Here is a 24,580-nt window from a genome sequence, read left to right as displayed (position 1 = left end):
GAAGTGTGACGCGATCGAGTGAATTTCGGACATCTGGGCGGTTTGCCGAGGCTTGGTTGCCGAAAGCGCTCCGCCCAGAGCCGATCACCAGTTGCCGGGCGCGTAGTCCTTGAGGAAGACGCCGTACAGGTCCTCGCCCGCCTCGCCGCGCACGACGGGGTCGTAGACGCGCGCGGCGCCGTCGACCAGGTCGAGCGGGGCGTGGAAGCCCTCCTCGGCCAGGCGGAGCTTGTCGAAGTGCGGACGCTCGTCGGTGATCCAACCGGTGTCGACCGAGGTCATGAGGATGCCGTCGCTCTGGAACATCTCCTGGGCGCTGGTCCGCGTCACCATGTTGATCGCGGCCTTGGCCGCGTTGGTGTTGGGATGCCCGGCGCCCTTGTAGCCACGGCCGAAGACGCCCTCCATCGCCGAGACGTTGACGACGTAGGCCCGTCCGCTGGACGCCTTCTCGGCGGCCTCGGCCATGACCTGCCGCAACTTGCTGATCAGGATGAACGGCGCCGTGTAGTTGCACAGCTGGGTCTCGAGCAGCTCCACCGGGGAGATCTGCTCGATGGTCTGCACCCAGGTGTTGGACTCGACGACGTCCGGCACCAGGCCCCCGGCGTCGATGGCGCTGCCGTCGCGGTGCCGCTCGACACTGGCGTTGCCGGCGACCAGCGCCAGGTCGGCGACCTGCTGCGCGTCCAGGCCGCTGACGCCGACGGGCAGCGCGGTCAGGCCGTCCACCGCGCCGGAGTTGAAGGCGCCGATCACATGGTGGGCGGGGAGCTCGCCGGCGGGCAGCGGGGCGCTCTCGCCCTCGACCAGGGCGCTGTAGGCGGAGGGCAGGCGGCGCACGGTCTGCGTCGCGTTGTTGATGAGGATGTCCAGTGGACCGTCCTCGGCGATCTGGTCGGCCAGGGCGACCGCCTGGGCGGGGTCGCGCAGGTCGATGCCGACGACCTCGAGACGGTGCATCCAGTCCGCCGAGTCCTCCATGGCCTTGAAGCGGCGGATGGCGTCCTTGGGGAACCGGGTCGTGATCGTGGTGTGGGCGCCGTCGCGCAGCAGCCGCAGCGCGATGTACATGCCGATCTTGGCCCGGCCGCCGGTGAGCAGCGCGCGCTTGCCCGCGAGGTCGGTGCGGGCGTCGCGCCGTGCCCGGTTCAGGGCCGCGCAGTCCTGGCAGAGCTGGTGGTAGAAGTAGTCGACCTCGACGTACCGCGTCTTGCAGGTGTAGCAGGAGCGGGGGCGCTGGAGTATCCCGGCGATCCGGCCCTCCTCGGTGACGGAGGAGGGCAGGATGCCCTCGGTCTCGTCGTCGATCCGCTGCGCGGAGCCGGTCGCGGTGGCCTCGGTGACCGCCTTGTCGTGCGCGGTCTTCGCGGCCCGGCGCTCCTGGCGGCGGCGCTGCTTGACCGTGCGGTAGATCCCGGCGGTGGCGCGCCGGACGGCGATCGCGTCGGGGTGGTCGACCTCCAGCTCGTCGAGCTCGTCGAGCACGCTCAGGCAGACGGCCAGGCGCTCGGGGTCGATGCCCGGCCCGTACTCCTGGGTTTCTTCGGTCACCGTCATGGCCTCTGTCGTTCCTCGATCGCTCGTACGCTCGCGCGCGCCCATGTCCTCAAAAGAGAAACTTTACGGAGCCGGGGGCCGTGTCTCCAAACCCGTGGCGGGAGCGTGGTCGAACACACAGTCGCCGCAGAGTCCGCCGCCGGGGCAGCGGTAGTAGAGGCAGCAACTGGTGCGCCGCAGGGCGGGCCCCTGGACGGTGCGGGCGAGGTCGGGGTGGTCGAGGAGCCCGGTCACGAGCTCGGCGGCGCGGCGGGCGACCTCGGGCCGGCTCTGCGCGCGGGCCCAGCGGGTCAGCTCGCGCAGAGCTCCGGCGAGCGCGGAGCCGGCGTTTCCCCACAGCAGCCGGGGCGAGATCCGCCCGTCGCGGCGCAGCGCGTCGTGGAGCGGGACGAGGTGGGCGAGCTGGACGGCCTCGCGGAGATCCTCCACGGTCGCGGGGCGGGTGTCCGTGCCCGCCCACCACAGGTCGTCGGGCGAGGTCAGGGCCCCGTCCCAGTACAGGTCCGCCGGGTCGAGGGCCGGGAACCTGCCGTGGAGGGCGGCCGGGCCGAGGGCGGTGGACCAGAGCCGGGCGGCGAGCCCGAGGTGGGCGACGGAGGCGGCGACCCGCCGCTCGGGGGCGCGCAGGCGGGCTCCCACGCGCTCGACGCGGGCCGAGAGGGGGCCGGTCTCCCCCGCGTACAGGCGCGCGAGCGGCAGATGCGCGCCGCCCGTCTCCGGGGCGGCCGTCCGCAGTGCGAAGAAGCCGCCGACCGTTGCGCTCTCGATGAGGTCCACCGTCACTGCCTCCTGGCATGGTCACCGGTCGCCGCGTGTCCGGCGTCGAACGCAGGGTCGCCCGGCGCGCGGTCGCCGGGCGCTTGTCGCCCGGTGCATCGTCGCCGGATGCGAGGGCCCGGCAAAACCCCGGTCGCGTTCTGGTCATGCATGGTCATCGTCGGTTCATGGATGGTCATCTTCGGGTCATGCTCGCTCCAAGTGAGCGTCCACGGCCGCCGATCACCGTAACGCTCGACCGCATGACACCTCCCACGCACCCCATCTCCTCCACCGCTCCCGGCCGTCGCGCGGTGCTCGCGCTGACCGCCGCGGCCGTGACGGCGGGCATCCCCGCCTCCGCCCGGGCCGCCACGCCCCCGGCCCCTCGCTCCCGCCCCGGCGGACCGTTCACCGCCGCCAAGGCATTGGCCGAACTCCGGGCCGGAAACGCGCGGTTCGCCGCCCTCCGGCAGATCCACCCGCACGAGGACGCCGCCCGGCGCGCCGCCGTGGCCGTCTCCCAGCACCCGTTCGCCCTCGTCCTCGGCTGCGTCGACTCCCGGGTGCCGCCCGAGCTCGTCTTCGACCAGGGGCTCGGGGATCTGCTGGCGATACGGTCGGCCGGGCAGGCCCTCGACGAGGCGGTGCTCGGCTCCATCCAGTTCGGCGTCGAGGAGCTGGACGTCCCGCTGGTCGTCGTCCTGGGGCACGAGCGGTGCGGAGCCGCGACCGCCGCCGTGGAGTACGTACGGACGGGCAAGCCCGTCCAGGGACACCTCGCCCGGATCGTGGAGGAGCTCGCCCCCGCGGCGCGCGCGGCGCGCGATCTGCCCGGCGACTGGGTGGAGAACACGGTGCGGGCCAATGTGGACCGGATCCGGCGGCGACTGGCTCGGGATGAGGCTTTCCACAAGGCCCGGATCGTCGGCGCCCGCTTCGACCTGGATACCGGAAAGGTCGCTTTCCACCCCTCCTGACCTGCGCTGGTGTACATCGCAAGGCGTACGTGACGGTCCCGTACTGCGACAGCAGTACGTCCGAAGGGGTTCCCAGGTACGACGACGTGAACGCCCGGAAGAGAGATCGTTGTATGTATGAGCCCCCTCCTGCTGTCCGTACTCCTGTCACTGGTCTCGGCGGTCGCCTACGCGGCCGCGGCGATCGTGCAGGAGCGGGTCGCGGCCGCCGCCGGCGGCCCGGCCTACGCACCACTGCGCAGCCCGGCCTGGTGGGGGTCCGTGCTGCTCAACGGTCTCGGCGCGGCGCTCCATGTCGCGGCGCTCGCCTACGGCCCGCTCAGTCTGGTCCAGCCGCTGGGCGCCCTCACGATCGTCTTCGCCCTGCCCATGGCGGCCCTCTTCGTGGGCCGCCGGGCCGGCCACACGGCCTGGCGCGGCGCGCTCATGGCCACGGTCGGACTCGCCGGGCTGCTCAGCCTGACGGGCAGCGCCGATTCCCAGGCGCTGGACGGCGCCGAGCGCTGGCTGCTCGCCGCGGGGACCTTCGGTGTGGTGGGCGGGCTCTTCACCGCCGCCCACCTCCTGGGCCGCTCGGTGCTGCGCAGCATCGTGCTGGCGGCCGCTGCGGGTGTGTCGTTCGGCATCGCCTCGGTCTTCACCAAGACCGTGGCAGTCGAGTGGTCGCCGGACGCGCCGTTCGCCCAGTGGACGAGCCTGCTGGTCCTCTCCGCCCTGGCGGTGACCGGGCTGCTGCTCTCCCAGGCCTCCTACCGGGGCGCGGGGCTCGCGGCCCCGCTGGCCACGGTCACGGTCGTCAACCCGGTGGTCGCCGCCGCGGTGGGCCTCACGCTGTTCAGCGAGAGCTTCCGTTACGGCACGGCCGGCACCGTCGCCGCGCTGATCTGCGGCGCGGTGGCGGCGGGCGGTCTGATCCAGCTCACGACGGACCGGCTGACGGCGTCCGACGACTCGCTCTCGGTGTCAGAGAAACGGCTCGTGTCAGATCGCGACGCCCCGCGCCCTGAGGTAGGCCAGGGGGTCGATGTCGGACCCGTACCCGGGACCCGTGCGCACCTCGAAGTGGAGATGCGGTCCCGAGCTGTTGCCGGTCGATCCTGAACGGGCGATGCGCTGCCCGGCGCTGACCCGCTGGCCTTCACGGACGGTGAGCGCGGAGAGGTGCGCGTACTGGCTGTAGCGCCCGTCGTCGTGGCGGATGACGACCTCGTATCCGTACGCGCCGCCCCAGCCGGCGGAGACGACGCTGCCGGTGGCCACGGCCGTCACGGACGTGCCGGTGGGGACGGGGAAATCGACGCCGGTGTGGTACCCGCTGGACCACGAGGAGCCGGAGACGCGGTAGCGGGTGCCGATGGAACCGGAGACCGGGGCGCTGAAGCCGTCGGCCTGGGGCGCGGGCTTCGCGGCCGGTTTGGTGACGGGCCGGGCGGCGGGCTTGGTGACGGGTCTGGCGGCCGACTGACCGGCGGGCCTGGCGGCCGGCCGGGCCTGTGGGGCCACCGGAGGCTTGGTGATCCGCGGTGCCGGCTTGGCCGAAGTCGACCGGGTCGTGGGCGGCTTGGCCGTGGGCGCGGGCTTGGCCGTGGGCGGCTTGGCCGTGGGCGCCGGCTTGGCCTCCGGGGGTTTCGGCGTGGGCGGCCGGCCGGGGGCGGTGATCCGGAGGGTCAGCTTCTGGCCCGGGTGGATCAGGTCGGGGTCGCTGCCGACCACGGCGCGGTTCGCCTCGTACAGCCGCTGCCAGCCGCCCTTGACCCGCTCCTCCCTGGCGATCCGGGAGAGTGAGTCGCCGGGGGCGACCGTGTACATCTCGCGGATCGTCGGCACGGTGGTCGGGGTCGCCGCCGGGGGCTTGGCCGCAGCGGTGCTCTGGACCTGCTCCGCGCGCCGCGCCGTCGAGTCGCGCTGCGCCGGTACGGACGCGGGCCGTGCGTCCGCCCGCTCCGGCGCCTGTCCGAGTCCCGCCCGCGAGGAGCAGGTGGGCCAGGCTTCCGGGCCCTGCCCCTTGAGGACCTTCTCCGCGATGGCGATCTGCTGGTCCTTGGAGGCGAGGTCGGCGCGGGGCGCGTAGTGCGTGCCGCCGTACCGCTCCCAGGTGGACTGACTGAACTGCAGTCCGCCGAAATAGCCGTTGCCCGTGTTGATCCGCCAGTTGGAGGAGGACTCGCAGGCGGCGACCTTCTCCCAGACGTCGAGCGAGGCGGCCTGTGCCGCCCCCGCCCCGACCAGCGGTAACGCGATCCCGGCGCCGCCCGCCGTGACGGTGAGCGAGGCGCGGTTGATCCGGCTCGGCTGGTACCGGCGGTGTCGTCCCCGTACGGCCATGGGCCCCCCTCGTACGCGTCAGCGGAAGCGCATCGGCAGTCGCCCAAGGTAAGGGAAGGTCACAGGCCGTGACAAGAGCCGGGGCTAAACCCCAAGTCCCTTGTGTCACCTAGGGATCAGCTCCGCGCGGGCCCCGGTTCGGGCTGCGGTTCGGGTCCCGGTACGGGAGCGGGTCCCGGGGGCTCCGGAACCGGGTTCGGGGGCGGCACGGGAGGCGGTTCCGGCACCGGTGTCGGCGGTGACGGCACCGGCCCCGGTGGCGGGATCGGAGAGGGCGGTACCGGGTCGGGGTACGGGTGGGTCATGACGGGCCTCTCGGTCGACGGGGCCGTACGGCTCCAGGCTCTCCTGGAGCGTGTGCCCGCGCCCGCCGGGGCCATTCATCCGTGTCGGCGCACCGCCGTGGCCGCGGCGGCGAGGCCGAGGCGAGGGCTGGAGAGGACGGGCAGCGGGGTCGTGGTCCGCTCGGCGGCGTCCGCCATGGACGCCTGGGCGAGGACGACGACACCCCCGTCGGCGGGGATACGGTCCAAGGCCGCCGCGATCGTGTCGAGATAGCCGTCCCGGTCACCGGCCTCGAACCGCTCCCAGGCGCCGTCCACGACGAGCGTCGTGACGAACGAGGTCCTGTCCCCCGACTCCTCGCGGAGCAGGTCGAGCGTGGGCGCGAGGGTGGACTCCACCGTCGCCACCACCACGATCCGGTCCGATGCGACCGCCTCGGCGGCCATCGGCCGGTCCACCCGCAGGACGGGCACGCCCAGTTCGGCGGCGCTCCGTTCGGCGACGCCGCCGATGGTCGAGCAGGTGCAGAGCACGGCGCGGGCGCCGTCCGCGACGGCCTCGGCGAGGGCATCACGGACGGCGCCGGCCACGGCTTGCGGCCCCTCGACCCGGGCCCGTTCGAGCAGTTCCTCGACGACGAGGTGACGCAGGCCGAGTTCCGGGTGGTGCCGGTCGCGCAGCCCGTCGAACACGGGCACGTGAGCGGCGGAGGTGTGCAGCAGGGCGAGTGTCACCAGAGCTCCCGGTGGCCGTGCGATGCGTCTCGCTCGTTCGGTTCAGGCACCCGCCGGCACGGCGTGCGGGCTGCGCAGCGTGTCGCTCCCGGGGACCGGCGCGGAGGCGTCGGCCCCGAGCTCGATGATCCGGTTGTCCGCGTCCACGTGCACCACACGCGGCACGAGCGCGCGTGCCTCGGCGTCCTCGACCTGGGCGTAGCTGATGAGGATCACCAGATCGCCGGGGTGGACCAGATGGGCGGCCGCCCCGTTGATGCCGATCACCCCGGACCCCCGCTCGCCCTCTATGACGTAGGTCTCCAGCCGCGCGCCGTTGTCGATGTCGACGATGTGCACGAGCTCCCCGGGCAGCAGATCGGCCGCCTCCATGAGGTCGGCGTCGACGGTGACGGAGCCGACGTAGTGCAGATCGGCCTGGGTCACGGTGGCCCGGTGGATCTTGGACTTGAACATTGTCCGGAACATGAAGAAACTCCCGAAATGTCTGCTCCCTGCCTGCTTCCTGCAGGTCAAAGGCGGTCTTGGGAGGCTACATCGTTTCGCATGTGCGGTCAGCTGCTGTCCGGTGTTTCAGGACTCACACTGACCCGTTGCCGACCTTTCGGACGCCACGCCACTCGCACGAGCACGCGCGTCTTTGCGCTCGGCACGTTCTCCACACCAGGCAACAGCGAGTACCCGACCACCCATAGGGATACGCGATGCGATCGCCGAGTAGGCCAACGTCGGTGTCGGCCGTGCCCTTCCCCCCGGAGGGCACGGCCGACGGTCCGTTCCGTGCGCCGGTCAGTCCTCGGACCGCACGGACGTCAGCAGTTCGCGCAGTTCGGCAACCGCCTCGCGGAGGTGGCCGGCGAAGGCGTGCATCTGGTCGGCGACCGGCAGCGGGGTGCTCAGGTAGATGTTGAAGCGCTCGGGCAACAGCACGTACGCGACACCGATGCACCGGCTGCTCGTGGAGCCGAAGCCGAAGAACTGGATGTTGGCCGACGGCGCGGAGCTGGTGCTCAGGTAGTCGTCCCGCATCGTCAGCCAGCCCGGCGTTCGGTACACGGAGGGCTGCTCGTGCACCCCGAGCTCCGCCCCCCGGCGGCGCTGGATCAGCTCCAGCTCCCACAGGTGCTGCTCGGGCACCTGGCCGGCCTGGCTCTCCTTCGCACGCGCCACATGGGCGTCGGCGGCGGCACGGAAAGCGACGTGCCGAAGGTTGGTGTCCGTCGACGGGTCGTCCATCGCGGCGACGAACGCGAGCATCTCGGGGGTGACGACGCGCATCGCCTCCGTCCGCCCGTGCTGGTACTGCCGCGTCGCGATCGATTCGTACGTCGCACCGAGCCGGCCCTTCGCCCGCTGGTGGGCCAGCTGATAGGCGACCTGGACGAACGCGTCCGGCGAAACCCCCAGCGCCTTGGCCGCACTGCTGCCGAAGTCCTCGAAGGACACGGTGCTGGTCGCGGTGTTCCGCCCGTACGCGGCGAATGCGTCGGCGGCGGCGCGCACCTGCGTGCGCAGCGCGTCGTCGAGCGCGAACACGACCGGCTCCAGTACGGGCTGTCCCTGAGAGCGGGCCCCGGACCGGCGTGAGAACTCCTCGGCGGGGCTCGTGAGCAGGGCGTCGGTGAAGCTGAGGATGGTGGTGCCGTCCAGCTCGCAGTGCTCGACGTTGATGCCGGCGCGCCCGTCGGCGAAGACGACGAACGACACGGCCTTGTCGAACCACCGGTTGCCGCGGTCGCCGTACAGCAACTGGTCGCAGGCGTCCTGAGTGCTCTCCGGTGCGAAGTCCTCCAGACAGACGCAGAACAGTGCGGTCTCGACGGTGTCGAGCGCGTCGGCGTTACCTGGGTGGACGGCGACGAGAGAGGCCCGGGCTGCGGCCCATTCGGCACGAGCCATGGTGGTCAGGTGACCCACCGACGTGTCCTCGCCGGCTCGCTCGTCGCCCGCGTTCATCACCGCGCGAAGCCCCGCCTCGAGTTCGTCCAGGGCGTGCGGGACGCCGTCGGGACCGATGACGTCGAGCCGGAAGATCCGGCCACGGAAGAACACCACGATGTGAGGGGCGTCGGACGGACCAGGCCAGGCGTCGGTGTACGGGGCGCGGACGGTGTCCTGCTGTGCGCCGGGGATTCTGGTGGTGGAGAACAAGAACTTGTTCTGCACCATCGACTGGTGTGCTCCGCGCTGCACCACTGGCGCGATGAGCCCGTCGTCGAGCTGCCGCTTGTGGTCGAGGGCCCCCGCGATGAGCCCGGCCGCCCGCTCCACCTGAGGGCGGCCCGTGTCCCTGAACAAGAAGAAGAAGTTGGCGTTCAGAGCGATCCGGTCCCGGCGGCCCAGGTAGCGGTAGGGCCAGAAGGTGTCGAGCCAGCTGTGCACACCCTCCGTGGCGTCGTACTCCTCCAGCGCCGCGTGCAGGACCCGGCCGGGGCCACCGGGTCGGAGGAAGGCGGCCACCTCCGCCTCGGTCGCCGCCCGCTCGTCCGGCGTCAGCAGCGGCGCGCACCAGGCGAGGAATTTCTCGCAGCTGGCTTCCAGGGTGGGCAGCGGCACCCGCGGCAGGTCGGCCTCCCGGGCGAAGGTCGCGTTCACCACAGCATCCTGACTGGTCTTCAATTCTGCTCTCGATTCGGATCGTCGATACCTGGGGTGTCGTGCGGGCGGGAAAGATAGAGCTGTGCGTAGAGCCAGCCTTCCGTTTCGAGGCCCCTCGCATCCACTCCGGCGGCCGACATGCTCTCGAGCACGAGCGCCTGTTCCTGCGGGGAGGCGAAACGGCGCTGTTTGAACACCTCGTCGACGCGGATCGTGCGGTAGCCCAGTCCTCCCAGTGCCTGCTCCACGGGGTCGAAGGGGAACATTCGCAGCACGAAGTGCGCCATCCAGGGCCGCCGGGGGCCCTGCGCCTCGACGATCCGTACGAGTGTCCGCTCGGTGACGTAGCCGAGGCAGCCGGTCGAGATCACCAGGTCTGCCCCGGCGAGCTGGGCGCGCTGTCGCGGCGTGGGCTCGTTCGCCTCCAGGTCGGCGTGCACCGCGTCGTCGAGGAACCCGGCCTCGTGCGCGTAGGACAGTGCGTGATGGGAGGTGTCGAGGCCGGTGAAACGGATGCGCTGGGCGGGCTGGTGCGAGCGGGACAGCTTCCGGTCGCGGACGAGCAGGGCTTCGCGGCTCTTCCCGTCGAGGCCCTCGTCGTCGTAGCGGGCGTAGAGCTCGTCCATGGTCACGTCGTACTTGAGCAGTGCGGCGTTGATTCCGTACGAGCAGCCGATGTCCACGATGTGGGGCACGGTGACGTGCAGGGCCTCCCGGTACTCCTTCACGAGCTTCGCGAAGTAGGGCTTCGCCTGCTGTGGAACGCAGTAGCCGAGGGGGCGCAGCAGGCGGAAGTAGGCCCGGGGATCGGGCTGTGTGTAGATGTGGTCGAGCGTGACTTTCCCGGTCGCGTCGAAACGCACAGGGCTTACTCCTCGTCGATCGCAGAGTGGGGGGCGGCGGCTGTGCCGGTCGGTGGGTCGGTCAGTCCAGCAGCGCGTCGCCCCGGACGGCCCGGCCCTCGGCCGCCAGATGCTCGGGCAGTACGCGGCCGAAGAGCTGCCTGGTGCGGGCCACGCTGCCGACGACGCCGGGGCGCTCGCTGTAGGCGAAGATCGCAGAGTGGCGTGCGACGCCGCCCCGGACGGGGCTGACCCGGTGCAGCGAGTAGCGGCCCTTGAACAGCTGCAGGTCACCCGATTGCAGGGGGAGGCTGCGGACGAGTGCCCCGCCCCGGCCTTCGAGCACGGCCCGGACGTCGTCGAATCTCTCGTCGTGCGCGGACCGGATGCCCGGGCAGTATTCGAAGTCACCGCCGAACTCGGCCTGTTGGGTGAGCATGCTGACCGTGTACTCGTTGGTGTCGAAGTGCCAGGGGTGTTCCCTGTCCGGCGCCACGACGTTGAGGACGAGCCCGGAGAGCGGGTCCGCGAGTTCGTAGAGCTCAGGAAGTCCGAAGCACAGTGCGACGAAGCGGTGGAACAGTTCGTCGGAGTAGAGCCGGCTGATGACGGCGTCGTCGGGGATGCGGTCCCGGGCGACGAAGGCGTTGCCGCGCTCGAAGGTCTTCCGGCCCGGATGGTCGTCCGGCAGATCCGCGTCCACGGCGATGTTGTAGACGTTGACCGTTTCGGTGTCGAAGTGCGCCCGGGACGCGATGGTCGAGCACTCGCGGCTCAGCGTGTCGCGCAGTGACGGACGGATGAAGTCGGGCAGCACGGTGCAGCCGAGGGCGGACAGTTCACGCCGGGCACGGGACACCACTGCGCGGCCCTCGGCGCTGTCGAGTTCCGACAGGGGGTAGCGGGCGGTGTCGACGACCTGGTCCAGTGTTGCGGCTTCCAAAGAGCTCACTCGATCCTCTCCACGTGGCGGGCAGACCGTTCCGAGGTGTCCTGCCCCCACCTCGGCTCTTCAGTAACTGAACTGACTAGTAACTGAGTTGAAGCTCGCACATCGCCGCCGGATTGTCTGTGACACGCCCCACTGAACCCTGGGGTGTCATTGGGCGGAGCGCCGGTCCTCCCTCGACGCCGCGCCCTGCTCGCGCAGCCCCGGACGACGTCGTCGGCGCCTTGGGCCCCGGCGGCGTCGAGCGGCGTCACGTCGTCCCAGCCGACCCGGACGATGTCGGCTGCCGTGCTCGGGGAGCAGTCGGGCGGTGGACAGTCCTCCGCCATGGCAGGCCGCCCCAGAAGGCGCGGGTGATGTCCGCGGTGTGGGGGTTCGGCGGCGGAGAGGTACGCGCGGACCTGCCGGGCGCTGAGTCCGCACCATGCGCGGCAGCCACCGCCGGCACCATCAGCACCCGGACCGGCTGTCGCCACCGGCGCACCCGCGCGCCGGGCCAACCGCGTTGCACGGGCCCCGTAGCCGAATCGAGGCCGCACCCTCCACCGCATCGGCACGGCCCCCGATTCGTCGTCGATACGCCGTTGCAGCTCGCACATCGGGGCGAGCGCGCCCTCGTCGTGCAAGGTCAGCGCGTCGGTGACCCGCGCAGTGCCCTGCGGGGTGACGAAAGTCGTCTCCAGGACGTTCGTGCCGGGCAGATAGCGGCGTTCGCCGCGGTAGTGCACCGCCGGTTCGAGGAGGAACCGGCCGCCCCGGTCGGCGTCGAGCACGGCACCGAACACCGAGGGCGAGTCCAGATCCGGCAGTCCGAGCCAGTCCACCGACCCGTCGCGGGCGACCAGCGCCGCGGCGCGGCCATCGCCGATCACTGCGTAGTCGCGCAGCGGAACGTAGCCATCGCTCCGCGATACCACCGGGCGATGGTGATCGGCTCTGGGAGACGTTCACACGGCTTCACCACTCATCGGGCCCGCTCCATCGCTCTCGCACCCGGCTGAGAAGGATTCCAGGCGATCCGAGGAGGCCCGGCGCGGGCGGGTGGTTCCGTGAGGCTCCACCCGCCGGGTGGATTCAGTGCGCTCCGCGCCTGTTCACCGCTGCTGCTCGGTGTGGTAGCGCTGGGCGAGCCGGGCGAGCGCGACGGCGCCGAGGAGCAGTCCGAAGTCGCGCAGGGCGACGTCGTAGTGGCCCGGGATGGTCAGCAGGTTGACGATGATGCCGGCCAGCCAGCCGGCCACCAGCCAGCCCCCGAATCGGGGAGCCAGCGCCACGGTGACACCGGCCACGATCTCGATCGCACCCACCGCGTACATGGCCGCCTGGGCGCTGCCGGGAACGATGCCGTCGATCCACGGCGCGAGGTAGATGGGCCAGTCCACGAGCAGGTTGGTGAACTTGTCCAGCCCGAACACGATCGGCGCCACCGTGAAGCCGATACGCAGGATCACGAACGCCTGGTAGCCGGGGTCGGCCAGCGCCGCCCGCCGCCGGGAGGTGGCGCTGGTGCTTGTGGTTACGGAGGACATGTCCCTCTCCTTCTATCGGCAAGGTTCATTTCCTATAGAAGCCCCCTCTCGCTCTTTAGTCAATGGCCGTGGGTTTTACACTGGTGTTCGTGGACACCCCGAAGGAAGTGCGCGACCCCGACGTCTCCGCCATCGCCGCCCTCGACGAGCCGACCCGCAGGAGGCTGTACGACCACGTCGTGCGCCAGTCGAGCCCCGTCAGCCGGGACGAGGCAGCCGCCACCCTCGGACTGGCCCGGAAGACCGCCGCGTTCCACCTGGACCGGCTCGCCGACGAATCACTGCTCGACGTCATCTACGAGCGCCGCAGCGGACGCTCCGGCCCGGGCGCCGGAAGGCCGGCCAAGCTCTACCGCCGCTCGACGAAGCAGGTCGCCGTCAACCTGCCGGACCGCCGCTACGAGCTGGCCGGCCGGCTGCTCGCCCAAGCCGTGGAGGAATCCGACGCGACCGGTGAGCCAGTGCGCCAGGTGTTGCACCGCAAGGCCGAAGAACTCGGCACGCAACTGGGCGAACAGAGCAAGACGGACGTCTTCGAGCTGCTGGATCGGTACGGCTTCGAGCCACGCCGCGAGGACGATGCCATCGTTCTGGCCAACTGCCCCTTCCACGCGCTGGCCCAGGAACACACCCAGACGGTCTGCGGCATGAACCTCCACCTGCTGCGCGGTGTCCTCAGCGGTCTGGACGAGGCAGGACTCGAGGCATGCCTGGCACCCAGCCCCGGACGATGCTGCGTCCGACTGCGGCAGGCCGCCTGATCAGACCGAGAAGTCGGTCGGGCTGCCGTGCCGGCGGCCCATTCCGCCGCGGCCGAAACGGTCATCGGCGCGGCAGCCGGTTCCGGCCCACCTGCCACAGTCGGGCTTGACGTGACGACGGGGCCTACCGCGGACCCTGGGCCGGGCCTCCGGTCGACCCGAGCCCCTCGTCTTCGCGCCGGTCGAGAAGGATGACCGCCACATCGTCCGCCAGGCGGCCCTGAGTGTGGCGGACCAATGCCTGGCGCAGGCCCTCCAGGAACGCCTGCCGGGTGTGTTCCCGCATGGCCACCATGGCCTCGGGCAAGTCGAAGAAGGTGCTGTCCCGGTCGCGGGCCTCGATGACGCCGTCGGTGCACAACAGCAGCCGGTCCCCCGGTGCGAACGGATAGCTGTCCATCCGCCCGGGAGGACCGCTGATGAATTCCTCGAGACCCAACGGCGGCAAGGGGGCGGTGGGCATCAAGGACCGGACCGTGCCGTTGCGCAGCAGCAGCGGCGGCGGATGGCCTCGGTTGATCACCTCAACGTGGGGGTTGTCCGGGATCTGGGCGACGAGCGCGGTGACGAATCCCTCGAGAAGGGCGTCGTCACTGCCGGCCACGCCCGCGACCGCGGCGTCCCGCCGCAGGGCCGCTTCGCAGTGGTTGACGACCTCCACCAGGTCGTCCTCGTAGTGCACGGACTCCCGGAATGCGCTCAGCACGACCGCGGCGGCCCGTACGGCGGGCAGTCCCTTGCCCCGGACATCCCCGACGATCATCCGGACCCCGTACCGGGTCTGGACCGCGTCGTACAGATCGCCGCCGATCTGCGCGCCCGTCTCAGCCGCCAGGTACATGCTGGCTGCCCTTACGGGGCCCAGCTGGGCCGGCACGGGCCGCAGCAGGACCTCCTGGGCGGCCGTGGCGATCCGGCGGACCTGGTTGAGCTCTTTCTCTCGGCGCGTGCGCGCGGTGCGGCTCATCATGAAGCTCGCCACCGAGACCAGGAACAGGGCGAGGAAGTTCGTGTAGACCTGCTGACCGCCCCAGGCATGGTTGTAGGTGGCGGTGGTCACGCTGACGCCGACGGCCACTCCCGTCGCCGCGAGCGTGCCCTTGGGACCCATCGTCACCGCTGCCAGAGCGGGTGTCGCCACCAGCAGGGGTCCGGTGTACACGACGTGCGCCGGCGTGAGCTCGACGAGGAGCACCAGCAGGGCGACCGCGAAGGGCAGGCACTCCGCGAGGGCGAAAAGGACCTGGTGGTGGCCGTCAGCTCCCGGTCCCGGGGGCGAGCGCAAAGGCGCTCTCATGAGTACAGCCTGCCTCGCCCGGACGCATGGCCGCCACTCCGGTTCACCGGTCCCGTGGGCGTCCGGTCGCTGCCGGAACCGGTGATCGCTCCTGCTCGGCGACCGTCGCTCCCCGCTGCCTACGACCCATAGAGGTTAGAAAATGGAGTATGAGCAACCTACTTGAACATTTCCGGCGTCGGCTGCTCGGCTGGACCACGAGCTCTTCCTCTCCCCCTCGGCGTCCTCGCTCAGGACACCACCAGGAGCGTCAGGAGCACCCCCCGCCCCCCAAGGGAAGGGCGCGGCGTCTGTCCTCCCTGCTGAGCGTGCGCAGCGTGGCCGGCGAGGTGTTCCTTGTGCAGCTGGCCGTCGTAGTCCTTCTCGTCGCCGCCGCGGTGGTGGCGCTCGTGGTGCAGGCCCGGAGCGCAGGCATGCTGGACGCCCGGCACCGTACGCTCGCCGCCGCCGGAACGTTCGCCGAATCTCCGGGAATCGTCGCGGCCCTGCGCAGCCCCCATCCGAGCGCGGTGCTACAGCCGAGCGCCGAGGCGGCCCGGAAGATCGCCGGGGTCGACGGCATCAACGTGTACTCGCTCGACGGGGTCACCCTCACCCACAGCGACCCGGAACAGATCGGGAAGCACGTCGTCGGCCCCTTCTCCAAGGCTGCGGCCGGCAAGTCCTTCACCGAGACGTTCGAGGGGTCCCTGGGGCGGTCCGTGGTCTCGGTGGTCCCCGTCAAGGACCCCTCCGGCTCCGTCATCGCCATCGTCTCCTCCCCGGTCACGGTCCAGAACGTCCAGAGCATGGTGAACCGGCAGCTGCCGGTCGTCCTCGGCAGCGCAGCCGCGGTGCTCGCCCTCTCCGCGGGCGGGACGGCTCTGGTGAGCCGTCGGCTGCTGCGCCGGACGCATGGCCTGGGACCGGCCGAGATGACGAGGATGTACGAGCACCACGACGCGGTGCTGCACGCGGTGCGGGAGGGCGTACTGATCGTCGGCGACGGCGGACGGCTGCTGCTGGCCAATGACGAGGCGCGGCGGCTGCTGGATCTGCCGGCGGACGCGGAAGGACGCCCCATTACGGACCTGGGTCTGGAGGAGGGGATCGCCGAGCCGATCGCATCGGGCCGTTCCGCGACCGACGAGCTGCACATGGCGGCCGATCGGCTGCTGGCGGTGAACGTCCGGCCCACCGCCCCCTACGGGCAGGCCGGGACCGTCGTCACGCTGCGGGACACCACCGAGCTGCGGGCACTCACGGGCAGGGCCGAGGTGGCCCGCGAGCGGCTGAAGTTGCTCTACGACGCGGGGATGCAGGTCGGAACGACGCTGAACGTGGAGCGCACCTCGGAGGAACTGGCGGAGGTGGCGGTCCCGCGGTTCGCCGACGTGGTCACGGTCGACCTCCTGGAACCGGTGCTGCGCGGCGAGGAGCCGCCCGAAGCGAGCACCGAGATGCGCCGCACCGCCGCCGTCGGCCTTCAGGGCGCCCACCCCCTCTACCCCGTCGGCAAGCTGATCCGGTTCGTTCCCACCAGTCCCATGGCCGCCGGGCTGGCCGGCGGCCACGGGGTCCTGGAGGCGGACCTGCGCGCCACCCGCGGCTGGCGGGCCCAGGACCCGGCCAACGCCGTGCGGATCCTGGAGCGCGGCATCCACTCCCTGATCGCCGTACCCCTGCGGGCCCGGGGTGTGGTGCTGGGGATGGCCGGCTACTGGCGGGGGCAGGACTCCCCGCCCTTCGACGAGGAGGACGTGTCCTTCGCCGAGGAGCTGACCGCCCGGGCGGCCCTGTCCGTCGACAATGCCCGCCGCTACACCCGCGAGCACACCATGGCCGTCACCCTGCAGCGCAGCCTGCTGCCCCGCGGCGTGCCGGAGCAGTCCGCCGTCGAGGTCGCACACCGCTATCTGGCCGCCCAGGCCGGGGTGGGCGGTGACTGGTTCGACGTCATCCCGCTGCCGGGCGCCCGGGTGGCCCTGGTGGTCGGCGACGTCGTCGGCCACGGCCTGCACGCCGCCGCCACCATGGGCCGCCTGCGCACCGCCGTGTACAACTTCTCCACCCTCGACCTGCCTCCGGACGAGCTCCTGAGCCACCTGGACGAGCTGGTCACCCACATCGACGCCGACGAGCAGGAATGGCAGGGGATCACCGGAGCCACCTGCCTGTGCGCCATCTACGATCCCGTCTCGGGGCAGGTAGCGGCCGCCACCGCCGGCCATCCGGGCCCCGCTCTGGTCCGTCCCGACGGCACCGTGTCCTTCCCCGAGGTGCCGGTCTCCCCGCCGCTGGGCCTGGGCGAGGGCCTGCCCATGGAGACCATGACGATCACCCTGCCCGAAGGCTCCCGGCTGGCACTGTTCACCGACGGGCTGATCGAGAGCCGCGACCGCGATCCGGACGCGGGCCTTGCAGCGCTACGCGCCGCTCTGGCCGGGCCCGGGCGCACCCCGGAGGAAACCTGCACCGTGGTGATCGACGCGATGCTGCCCACCAGGCCCAGCGACGACGTCGCGCTGCTGGTGGCGCGCACCCGCCGGCTGGACCCCGCGCGGATCGCCGAGTGGGACGTATCCCCCGACCCCGCGGCGGTGTCCCCAGTGCGCAACGCCTGCGCCCGCCGACTGGCGGACTGGGGCCTCGAGGACATCGCCTTCACCACGGAACTCATCCTCAGCGAACTGGTGACCAACGCCATCCGCTACGGCACCGAGCCCATCCGGGTGAGGCTGCTGTACGACCGCAGCCTGATCTGCGAGGTCTCCGACGGGTCCAGCACCTCCCCGCACCTGCGCCGGGCCGAGGCCACCGACGAGGGCGGCCGCGGCCTGTTCCTCGTCGCGCAGTTCGCCGAGCGCTGGGGCACCCGCTACACCGCTCGAGGCAAGATCATTTGGAGCGAGCAGGCCCTCCACGACGGGGCCGCACCGCCCGTGATGGATCTGGGGGATGCGTTCCTGGCCGACTGGGACGACGAGGCGTTCTGAGAACGCGCCGGTTCGGCAGCCGCAGGGAAGGCAGCTGGCACCACCGGCTGGATCTGCGCTGCCGAGGCCACCGAACGTACGCTGGTCTCGATCAGTACGCGACCGCCCGTTATGGAGCCTTTGTGCCCGCACCTCGTCTCCGGACAGCCGCCGTCGCCGTCTGCCTGGCCTTCGCGGCGGCGCCGCTCGGCGCCTGCGGAGAGACACCCACCGCCGCACCCAGAGCACCCTCGGTGGCCACCTCCGCCGCGGACGCGGGCGGCACGGCCGCACTGACCGCGGCGGCGAAGAAGGAGGGCTCGCTCAACACGATCGCGCTCCCGAGCGACTGGGCCAACTACGGCGCACTGATCGACGGCTTCGAGAAGAAGTACGGGATCAAGGTCTTGGTGGAGAACCCGGAAGGTACCAGCCAGGACGAGATCAACGCTCTGAAGGAGCGCAGGGGCGAAGGCCGCGCCCCCGACGTGATCGACGTGGGGAGCTCGTTCGCGCAGTCCGCGGCCCGGCAGGGTCTGCTCGCTCCGTACGAGGTCGCCCCGTACGACCAGATCCCCAAGGAACAGAAGGACCCGAAGGCCCGCTGGTACAACAACTACGGCGGCTACATCTCGATCGGCTGTGACGCCAAACGCGTCAAGACCTGCCCCTCGACCTTCGCTGATCTGCGCAAGCCCGAGTACAAGGGTCAGGTCACGCTCAACGGCGACCCCACCAAATCCGGTTCCGCCTTCGCCGGCGTGTATGCGGCGGCCCTGGCAAACGGGGGTTCCTTCGACGACATCCAGCCCGGTATCGACTTCTTCGCCGAGCTCAGCAGAAACGGCAACTTCATCCCCGTCGAATCCACCCCGGCCACGATCGCGAACGGCCGGACCCCGATCAGCATCGACTGGGACTTCCTCAACCTCGGATACGCCGACGAATTCCGCGAGAAGGGCGTGGACGTCGACTGGCGGACCGCCATCCCCTTCGACGGCAGCTTCGCCCAGTACTACGCGCACGCGGTGAACAAGGACGCCCCGCACCCCGCGGCGGCACGTCTGTGGCAGGAGTACGTCTTCAGCCCGGAAGGCCAGAACATCCGGCTCGGCGCCTATGCGCGCCCCGTCCTCATGGACGCCATGGAGAAGGACGGCACACTCGACAAGGCCGCCGCGGAGAAACTGCCGACGGTCGAGGGCACGCCGACGTTTCCGACAGAGGCACAGACAGAGAAGGCGAGAGAGACCGTCAACCGCGGCTGGGCCGAGGCAGTCCCAGGCTGAGGACCGGGGGCGGTCCTGGCCGGGCGTGCGCCCGCCCGTCCGGGCCTCACACCGGTGGCCACAGCACTCGCGGCTGCCGCCCGGCCCAAACTGCAGGCCATGCTCACCGTTTGGCGATGAGATCGAGGACCTCGGCGAGACGGCCCCTGACCGCCTCGCGGTGGTGTGCGTCCGGTGTCGACTCAGCGCTCGGCTCCGAGGCGGGCGGCGATCGCGTAGTCACGTCGCGTTCGCCCATGTCGGGTCGAGTGAGGATGCGGGCGACCGCCCCGCCCAGGCGGCCGTCCTCCAACTGGTCGAATACGTGACCGGCAGGAGCCGTCGGTCGCGCGGCTGCGATGTCCGGCATCCGCGCCGGCCCACCTCGGAGTGGCAACCGAACCGGCCCAGCGTGTCCGCGCCGTGCGCGACCCCATGGAGCCGGCCGAGCTTCTCGTCATGGCCGCGCAGATCCTTCTCCGCCCTCGCCTCATACGCAGGAGTAGCTGAAGGTGCCCTCGCCCTCGATCGGTGAGCCTGCGGGGCCCAGGACCTGGAGCCGGGCGGTACCCCGGAACAGGCCGGGGCCGCGGACCGTCCATTGGAGATGGACGGTGACCTTGTGGTCGCCGCGGCGGACTGTGTGGGTCAGCTCACCTGACTCCTGCCCGTCGCTGCGCAGCCAGCGGTAGGTGATCGGCCCGCCACTACCGTCGGTGGTCATGATGCCGATCAGGTCGGCTGTCTGGCCGCAGCTCAACCGCTGCGTGGGTGCTTTGACTTCGACCGTGGCGACAGTCGGGCCGGACGTCGGGCGCAGCAGCAGCCACAGCACGACGGCGAGCGCGGTCAGCACCGCGGCCGCCCCGAGCCGACCGGCTCGCCGTCGGCGAAGGCGACGGCGTCTGGGGACGGGCGCGGCAACCGGCCACACGGCGCGGAGGCCTTCCTGCTCGCCGCGGGGAACTCCGGGGCCGAAGCGCAGCAGAATGTCGCGGTCGCCGACTCCGGCGGGCGCCGGGGCAGGAAACGATCCGGGACGGCGATTCCTCTTGCCGAGGACGGTCGCCTGCTCGTCGGTGGCAGCGGCGGACCGCGAAGCCCGACCACGGCGGCCGAGGGCGGTGGCCTCAAGGTCGGTCCCCTCGGTGCCGGTAGCGGCGGGGTCGGTCGTGTCAAGGCTGGTCGCCTCGATGCCGGTCGCGGCGGGGCTGGTCATGGCGGGGCTGGTCGCCTCGATGCCGGTCGTGGCGGGGCTGGTCGTGGCGCCGTCCCCCGGCTCACGGTCCCCCGTCTCGCCGTGCTTCGCCTCCGGGCCAGGGGCCTCGGAGCCGGGCGTCACCGGGCCGGGCGCCTCGCGGTTCACAGCCGTGCGGCCCGTCGCCTCCGGCGCGGGCGCCTCTCCTCGGTCGCTCGCGTCGGCGCCCATCGCTCCCCGGCCCGCCGCCTTCGGGCCGACGGCCTCGGAGCCCGCCGCCCCGCCGCCCGTCACCTGCGGCCCGGTTGCGTCACGGCCCGGCGTGTCGCGGTGGGCCGGCGACACGGTGAGGTCGGTCAAGGCGGCGGCTGCCGCCGCGCGCAGCGCGGTCCGGCGCAGGAAGTCCGCGGGAAGTGCCGCGCGCCCCGAGACGAGGGTCGCGCGGGCGGCTCCGAGGCCGTCGGACTCGGCGGTGGAGGAGCAGCGGGCGAACAGGTCCGCTGCCTCGGTGCCGACCGCTGTCCAGGCGTTGCCGAGCCTACGGGCGAGAGCCGCCCACGCGGTGATGTCGTCGTGACACGCGGAGGCCGTCGGCGTGCCGGACAGTGCCATGCTCAGCGCCACCTCGGCGAGCAGGGCGGTGCCGTCCGGGGCGAGTACGACGTTGTCCGACGTGAGCGATCCGTGGGCGAGCCCCGCCGCGTGCAGGGCGAGCAGTGTCTGCGCGGTCTCGTTGAGGATGCTCGCCACGCTGCCCGCATCCGCCTGTGCACGGTTGGCGCTCAGGACATCGGCGACCGTGGAAGACGGCGGGCGGGCGACGATCAGCCACACGTCCCCGGCTTCCTCCACCAGGTCGACCGTGGCCGGCACACCCGGCAGCCGGAGCTTCGCCACGGCGACCACCGCGGCCGCAAGGCGTGATCGTGCATCCTCGGGAGCGAGCAGGGCGCGGTCGATCCGCAGCACGCCGAGCGGCGGATCGCCGGCGGGGCCGGGCAGCAGGGCGTGCCAGGTGCCGAACCGCCCGTCACGTGACCAGTCCGACAGAGCACGCCCGGCGACGGTAGCGGGCGTCGCCGATGTCGCAGATGCCGCAGGCGTCGTCATCGCGTTCTGTTCTCCTCGGTGGTCGCTGTCGCTCAGCACGGGGGCGCGTCCGCGGAGGCCGTCTGACGTCCGCTCGCGGACTGCGGGCTGCTGCTGACGGCGATGTTCCAGGTGCCTCTGCACGGGTGGTTCGAGAAGTCGCCCGTGAAGGTGACGGAGTACTCCGTGCCGCCCGACAGCCGCCGGCTCTGCGAACCGTGGGGTTCGGCGGGCGTGTTGGCGTAGTAGTCCGCGGTGAGCGTCAGAGTCCCGGTGCCCGTGGTACGGACGGTCACGTCGGCGATCAGCGTGCTGTTCGGTCCCCGGCGCAAGGAGGCGATGGCGATGGTGATCGTGCCCGGTGTCGGCGGTACGGGGGAACTCGCCGTCGGGGGCGGAGCGGGGGTCGAGGGGGCTGGTCCGGGTTTGCCGCCTGAGGGAGGGGTGGTGGTCACGGGGGGAGTGGTGCCCGTGGAGTTGTCGGTCGGGGAGGCGCTCGGCGAGGGGTCGGCCGAGGCGGTGCGGGACGGTGATCCGGTCGGTGTCGGCGTGGTCGCACTCGGCGAGGGGGCGAGGGATGAGGAAGGACCGGAAGGCGAGCCGGAGGCGAAAGTCGAGGACGGTACAGAAGTGGCGGTCGTCGTCGTTGTGTCGGGCGTACGGGCTGTCACGACCGTCACCCCTCCGGCGACCACCGCGAGCCCGGCCACCCCGACGGCCGCCTTCCAGATGTGGGGCTTGAGCCGCCCGAGTAGAGTCAGCGCCGGTGTGGCCTCGAAGACGGCCGACGTCGTCGCGAACGGGAACAACAAGGCCAGCAGGGTGGTGAGTTCGGCGACTCTGCGGCGTCCCCGCTCCTCCCAGTCCGCTCCGTACGCGTCGGTGGCGGTGCGTTCGAGGTCGGCGAGGAACGCGTCGATGCCGGGCCGCTCCGCCGGGTCCTTCGCCATGCCCCTGCGCACCAGGTCGCGTACCGGCTCGGGTACGTCGTCCACGGCCACGGGCGCTCGCAGGTGCTGGAGCCGCAGGGCCGTCACGTCGTCGCCGCGGAACGGCCGCCGGCCGGTGAGGCACTCGAAGAACACTGCTGCCGCGGCGTACACGTCGCTCGCGGGCCCCGCGGGCTCGCCGTCCCACTGCTCGGGAGCCATGTAGGCGGGCGTGCCGGCGGCCTCCGTCTCGCGGCCGGTACGTACGGCGATGCCGAAGTCGGCGAGCGTGCTCGAACCGTCGCTGCGGACCAGCACGTTCTCCGGCTTGTAGTCGCGGTGTACCACCCCGGCCGTGTGGGCCGCGCCGAGCCCGAGGAGCGAGCCCTTGAGCAGGACCAGAGCCGCCTCCGGGCCCGTGGCCCGGTGCGCGCGCAGCAGTTCGCGGAGGCTTACCCCGTCCACCGCCTCCATGACGATGGCGGCGCCCAGGCGGGCCTCCACATACTCGTACAGCCGCACCACGCACGGGTGCCGCAGTTCGCCGAGCAGCCGTGCTTCGGCGCGGAAGCGGGCCAGGAACTCCTGGTCGGAGTGGAGCCGCTCGCTCAGGTACTTGATCGCCACGGGTACGCGCGTCGCCTCGTGCCGCGCCAGTACGACGCGGCCCCCGGCACCTTCGCCGAGCGTGCGGACGGCGACGTAGCCGGGCACGGCCCAGCCGCCGTCACGGTACGGAGCATCCTGTACGTCCCTCATGCCGCCCCCTCCACGGCCGCGCCGTCAACCAACCGCGCCGGACGCCGTCCGCCCTCCGCGCGACGCCGCTTCACCACTCGTATCAGCCACCGGACCGGGGCCGCCCATACGGGGAACGCCACCAGGCCGACGACCACGGCCACGATCACCGAATCCCACGGCGCGTCCACCCGTCCCTGGAGCCATTCCCCGAGCCGGGAGCGCCAGGCCAGCAGGGCGAGTACGAGGAAGCCGTACGTACCGACGATCACCGCAAGGCCGTACGCGGCCATGCCCGCCTGACGCGCCGCGGGCCGACGGCCCGCCCGCAGGTCCTTCCAGAGCCCCTTGCGGAAGTAGGCGCTCGCCTCCTCACGCAGGCGTGGCAAGCGCAGCGCGTCGGTCAGCGCCTGATAGCCGTCCAGCGGCATCAGCGGATTGAAGTTGTACAGGGTGTTCAGATACAGCCCGAAGGCCATGTGGAAGAGCGTGGCGGAGACCGGTCCGACCGGCAGGTACGCCGCGCCCACGGCGCACCAGCCCGCCAGGGCCGCGGTGGAGATCGGGCCCGACAGCGCCACCACGACCCGCGACCAGCGGGAACCGAACCACATGTCGCTCGTGTCCACGAACGCGAACGGCATCCCCATCATGATCATGAAGCCGCCGCGCCGGACCTTCCGGCCGTACGACTTCACCGCAAGCGCGTGTGCCAGCTCGTGCACCACCAGGGCCGAGATGTACCCGGCGGCCAGCGTCACCGGGCCCCAGACCCCGGCTCCGCCGAAGTCCAGCAGGTGCTGCCGCCCCTGCGCCACGCCGAAGAACGCCACGAGGCCGCCGACCACCGACAACCAGGTCAGCGTCACTCCCGTACGGGTGAAGAACCGCCAGCCGAAGCCGCCGTAGAGCCGGGTCACGGCGCCGTCGAGGCCGGGTACGGACACCTCCAGTTTGAGCAGGGCCCGGTACACCGCCCGCCAGAACCGGCGCCAGCCCTTGGTCTCCTCCTCGTCCTTCTGCCCCGGCAGACCGCGCAGGAGACCCGCTCCCGCGAATGCCGCGAGGGCGGCCTCGATCCGTGGCAGCGCCAGCTCACCGAAACGGTCGGCATAGGCGAACAGCAGGTCCCGTACGGTGGCGTCGCCGTCGATGGCGTTCCACAGGAACACCTCGCGCTCGTCCAGCTGAAGGTACACGCCGGTACGCGTGTTGCTCAGCACCGAATGCGGTTCGGCACCGCCGTCCGCGGGCACCTGCTTGAGCGCCCACCCGCTGCGGCGGCGCGGCCGCGCGGTGAGCGGGCCGGTCGCCTCCGGCACCTCCTCCTCGGGGACGGCGGCGGGCAGTTCGGTGAGCTGGGTGCCGACGACCATGGTGCGGGAGCCGATCCGGGCGTCGCGCGGCTGCTCGAACACCATGCGGACGTCGCCGACGGACAGCTCGACGCCGTCGGCGAGCCGCGTCGACCCTCCGTGCAGGTTCACTCCGGCGACGGCGATGCCGTTGAACGAGTCCAGGTCCTCGATCCGGAAGCCCGACCCGTCACGGACAACCCGGGCATGACGGCGCGACACACTGCCGTCGGACAGGACGACGTCGTTGTCGGCGCCCCGGCCGAGGGTGGTGACCTGACCGGTCAGCGGTACGAGGAGGGCGGGGTCGTCGACGCCGCGCAACTGGGGCGCGGCGAACGACGTCGGCGCCGCGCCGCGGCGGAGCGTGCCGCAGCGCAGGCAGTAGGGGAAGTCGCGCCGTACGTGGACGCGACAGGCGTGGCAGAGCATT

Annotated in this window: 19 protein-coding genes; 5 read left to right on the top strand and 14 right to left on the bottom strand. The window is 71.6% G+C overall.

Annotation, left to right across the window (positions count from 1 at the left end; translation table 11 throughout):
- Positions 1-84: 84 nt before the first annotated feature.
- Both ACFQ7Q_RS15220 and ACFQ7Q_RS15215 read right to left on the bottom strand, forming a co-directional pair.
- A complete protein-coding gene (locus ACFQ7Q_RS15220) occupies positions 85-1,560 on the bottom strand; it encodes an SDR family NAD(P)-dependent oxidoreductase (RefSeq protein WP_383554495.1) in 1,476 nt (491 codons plus the stop codon).
- A 63-nt stretch (positions 1,561-1,623) separates the two neighbouring features.
- Positions 1,624-2,337 (bottom strand): (2Fe-2S)-binding protein, encoded by a 714-nt coding sequence (locus tag ACFQ7Q_RS15215; RefSeq protein ID WP_383554493.1) that lies wholly within the window; start codon positions 2,335-2,337, stop codon positions 1,624-1,626.
- A gap of 242 nt (positions 2,338-2,579) precedes the next feature.
- On the opposite strand from ACFQ7Q_RS15215, the gene ACFQ7Q_RS15210 reads away from it, so the two are divergent.
- Together ACFQ7Q_RS15210 and ACFQ7Q_RS15205 are read left to right on the top strand one after the other, a co-directional pair.
- Positions 2,580-3,296: a carbonic anhydrase gene (locus ACFQ7Q_RS15210; RefSeq protein ID WP_383554490.1), complete on the top strand. Its 717-nt coding sequence runs from the start codon at positions 2,580-2,582 to the stop codon at positions 3,294-3,296.
- A 117-nt stretch (positions 3,297-3,413) separates the two neighbouring features.
- Positions 3,414-4,397: a DMT family transporter gene (locus ACFQ7Q_RS15205; protein WP_383554487.1), complete on the top strand. Its 984-nt coding sequence runs from the start codon at positions 3,414-3,416 to the stop codon at positions 4,395-4,397.
- Here ACFQ7Q_RS15205 and ACFQ7Q_RS15200 read toward each other — a convergent pair.
- From ACFQ7Q_RS15200 to ACFQ7Q_RS15165, 8 genes are all read right to left on the bottom strand, one after another.
- Positions 4,278-5,621 (bottom strand): transglycosylase family protein, encoded by a 1,344-nt coding sequence (locus tag ACFQ7Q_RS15200; protein ID WP_383554485.1) that lies wholly within the window; start codon positions 5,619-5,621, stop codon positions 4,278-4,280. The genes ACFQ7Q_RS15205 and ACFQ7Q_RS15200 overlap by 120 nt on opposite strands.
- Positions 5,622-6,001: 380 nt before the next feature.
- Positions 6,002-6,640, bottom strand: a complete 639-nt coding sequence (locus tag ACFQ7Q_RS15195) for an aspartate/glutamate racemase family protein (RefSeq protein WP_383554483.1) — start codon at positions 6,638-6,640, stop codon at positions 6,002-6,004.
- A gap of 42 nt (positions 6,641-6,682) precedes the next feature.
- A complete protein-coding gene (gene panD / locus ACFQ7Q_RS15190) occupies positions 6,683-7,108 on the bottom strand; it encodes an aspartate 1-decarboxylase (protein WP_383554480.1) in 426 nt (141 codons plus the stop codon).
- Positions 7,109-7,429: 321 nt separating this feature from the next.
- On the bottom strand, positions 7,430-9,235 hold the full coding sequence (locus ACFQ7Q_RS15185; protein WP_383554477.1) for a choline/carnitine O-acyltransferase: 1,806 nt from the start codon (positions 9,233-9,235) through the stop codon (positions 7,430-7,432).
- 20 nt (positions 9,236-9,255) lie between these two features.
- Positions 9,256-10,101 (bottom strand): class I SAM-dependent methyltransferase, encoded by an 846-nt coding sequence (locus tag ACFQ7Q_RS15180; protein ID WP_187621306.1) that lies wholly within the window; start codon positions 10,099-10,101, stop codon positions 9,256-9,258.
- Positions 10,102-10,162: 61 nt separating this feature from the next.
- A complete protein-coding gene (locus tag ACFQ7Q_RS15175; protein ID WP_383554474.1) occupies positions 10,163-11,032 on the bottom strand; it encodes an arpA protein in 870 nt (289 codons plus the stop codon).
- Positions 11,029-11,946 (bottom strand): trehalase-like domain-containing protein, encoded by a 918-nt coding sequence (locus ACFQ7Q_RS15170; RefSeq protein ID WP_383554472.1) that lies wholly within the window; start codon positions 11,944-11,946, stop codon positions 11,029-11,031. Before ACFQ7Q_RS15170 ends, ACFQ7Q_RS15175 begins: the two co-directional genes overlap by 4 nt.
- A 177-nt stretch (positions 11,947-12,123) precedes the next feature.
- Positions 12,124-12,558, bottom strand: a complete 435-nt coding sequence (locus tag ACFQ7Q_RS15165) for a hypothetical protein (protein WP_383554469.1) — start codon at positions 12,556-12,558, stop codon at positions 12,124-12,126.
- 83 nt (positions 12,559-12,641) lie between these two features.
- On the opposite strand from ACFQ7Q_RS15165, the gene ACFQ7Q_RS15160 reads away from it, so the two are divergent.
- The gene (locus ACFQ7Q_RS15160; protein ID WP_383554542.1) at positions 12,642-13,319 is read left to right on the top strand and encodes a helix-turn-helix transcriptional regulator; all 678 of its coding nucleotides are present in this window, start codon (positions 12,642-12,644) and stop codon (positions 13,317-13,319) included.
- Positions 13,320-13,443: 124 nt separating this feature from the next.
- Here ACFQ7Q_RS15160 and ACFQ7Q_RS15155 read toward each other — a convergent pair whose 3' ends face one another.
- Positions 13,444-14,616 carry a PP2C family protein-serine/threonine phosphatase gene (locus ACFQ7Q_RS15155; RefSeq protein ID WP_383554467.1) on the bottom strand — a complete coding sequence of 391 codons (1,173 nt, stop codon included), beginning with the start codon at positions 14,614-14,616 and terminating at the stop codon, positions 13,444-13,446.
- 308 nt (positions 14,617-14,924) lie between these two features.
- Between ACFQ7Q_RS15155 and ACFQ7Q_RS15150 the strand changes: the two genes are divergently transcribed.
- Complete coding sequence (locus ACFQ7Q_RS15150) at positions 14,925-17,591, top strand: SpoIIE family protein phosphatase (protein WP_383554464.1); 2,667 nt, start codon at positions 14,925-14,927, stop codon at positions 17,589-17,591.
- A gap of 122 nt (positions 17,592-17,713) precedes the next feature.
- Complete coding sequence (locus tag ACFQ7Q_RS15145) at positions 17,714-18,859, top strand: ABC transporter substrate-binding protein (RefSeq protein ID WP_383554461.1); 1,146 nt, start codon at positions 17,714-17,716, stop codon at positions 18,857-18,859.
- Between the two features lie 469 nt (positions 18,860-19,328).
- Here ACFQ7Q_RS15145 and ACFQ7Q_RS15140 read toward each other — a convergent pair whose 3' ends face one another.
- Genes ACFQ7Q_RS15140 through ACFQ7Q_RS15130 form a run of 3 tightly spaced genes read right to left on the bottom strand, consistent with a single transcriptional unit; the run spans position 19,329 to position 24,579 of the window.
- Positions 19,329-21,146, bottom strand: coding sequence for a hypothetical protein (locus ACFQ7Q_RS15140; RefSeq protein ID WP_383554458.1), 1,818 nt, complete (start codon positions 21,144-21,146; stop codon positions 19,329-19,331).
- A 32-nt stretch (positions 21,147-21,178) separates the two neighbouring features.
- On the bottom strand, positions 21,179-22,813 hold the full coding sequence (locus tag ACFQ7Q_RS15135; protein ID WP_383554455.1) for a serine/threonine-protein kinase: 1,635 nt from the start codon (positions 22,811-22,813) through the stop codon (positions 21,179-21,181).
- Positions 22,810-24,579, bottom strand: coding sequence for an FHA domain-containing protein (locus ACFQ7Q_RS15130; protein WP_383554453.1), 1,770 nt, complete (start codon positions 24,577-24,579; stop codon positions 22,810-22,812). Before ACFQ7Q_RS15130 ends, ACFQ7Q_RS15135 begins: the two co-directional genes overlap by 4 nt.
- Between the last annotated feature and the right edge of the window lies 1 nt (position 24,580).

The sequence above is a fragment of the Streptomyces sp. NPDC056527 genome, from assembly GCF_042794475.1.
GTDB lineage: Bacteria > Actinomycetota > Actinomycetes > Streptomycetales > Streptomycetaceae > Streptomyces.
This window is presented reverse-complemented; position numbering and strand designations above follow the sequence as displayed.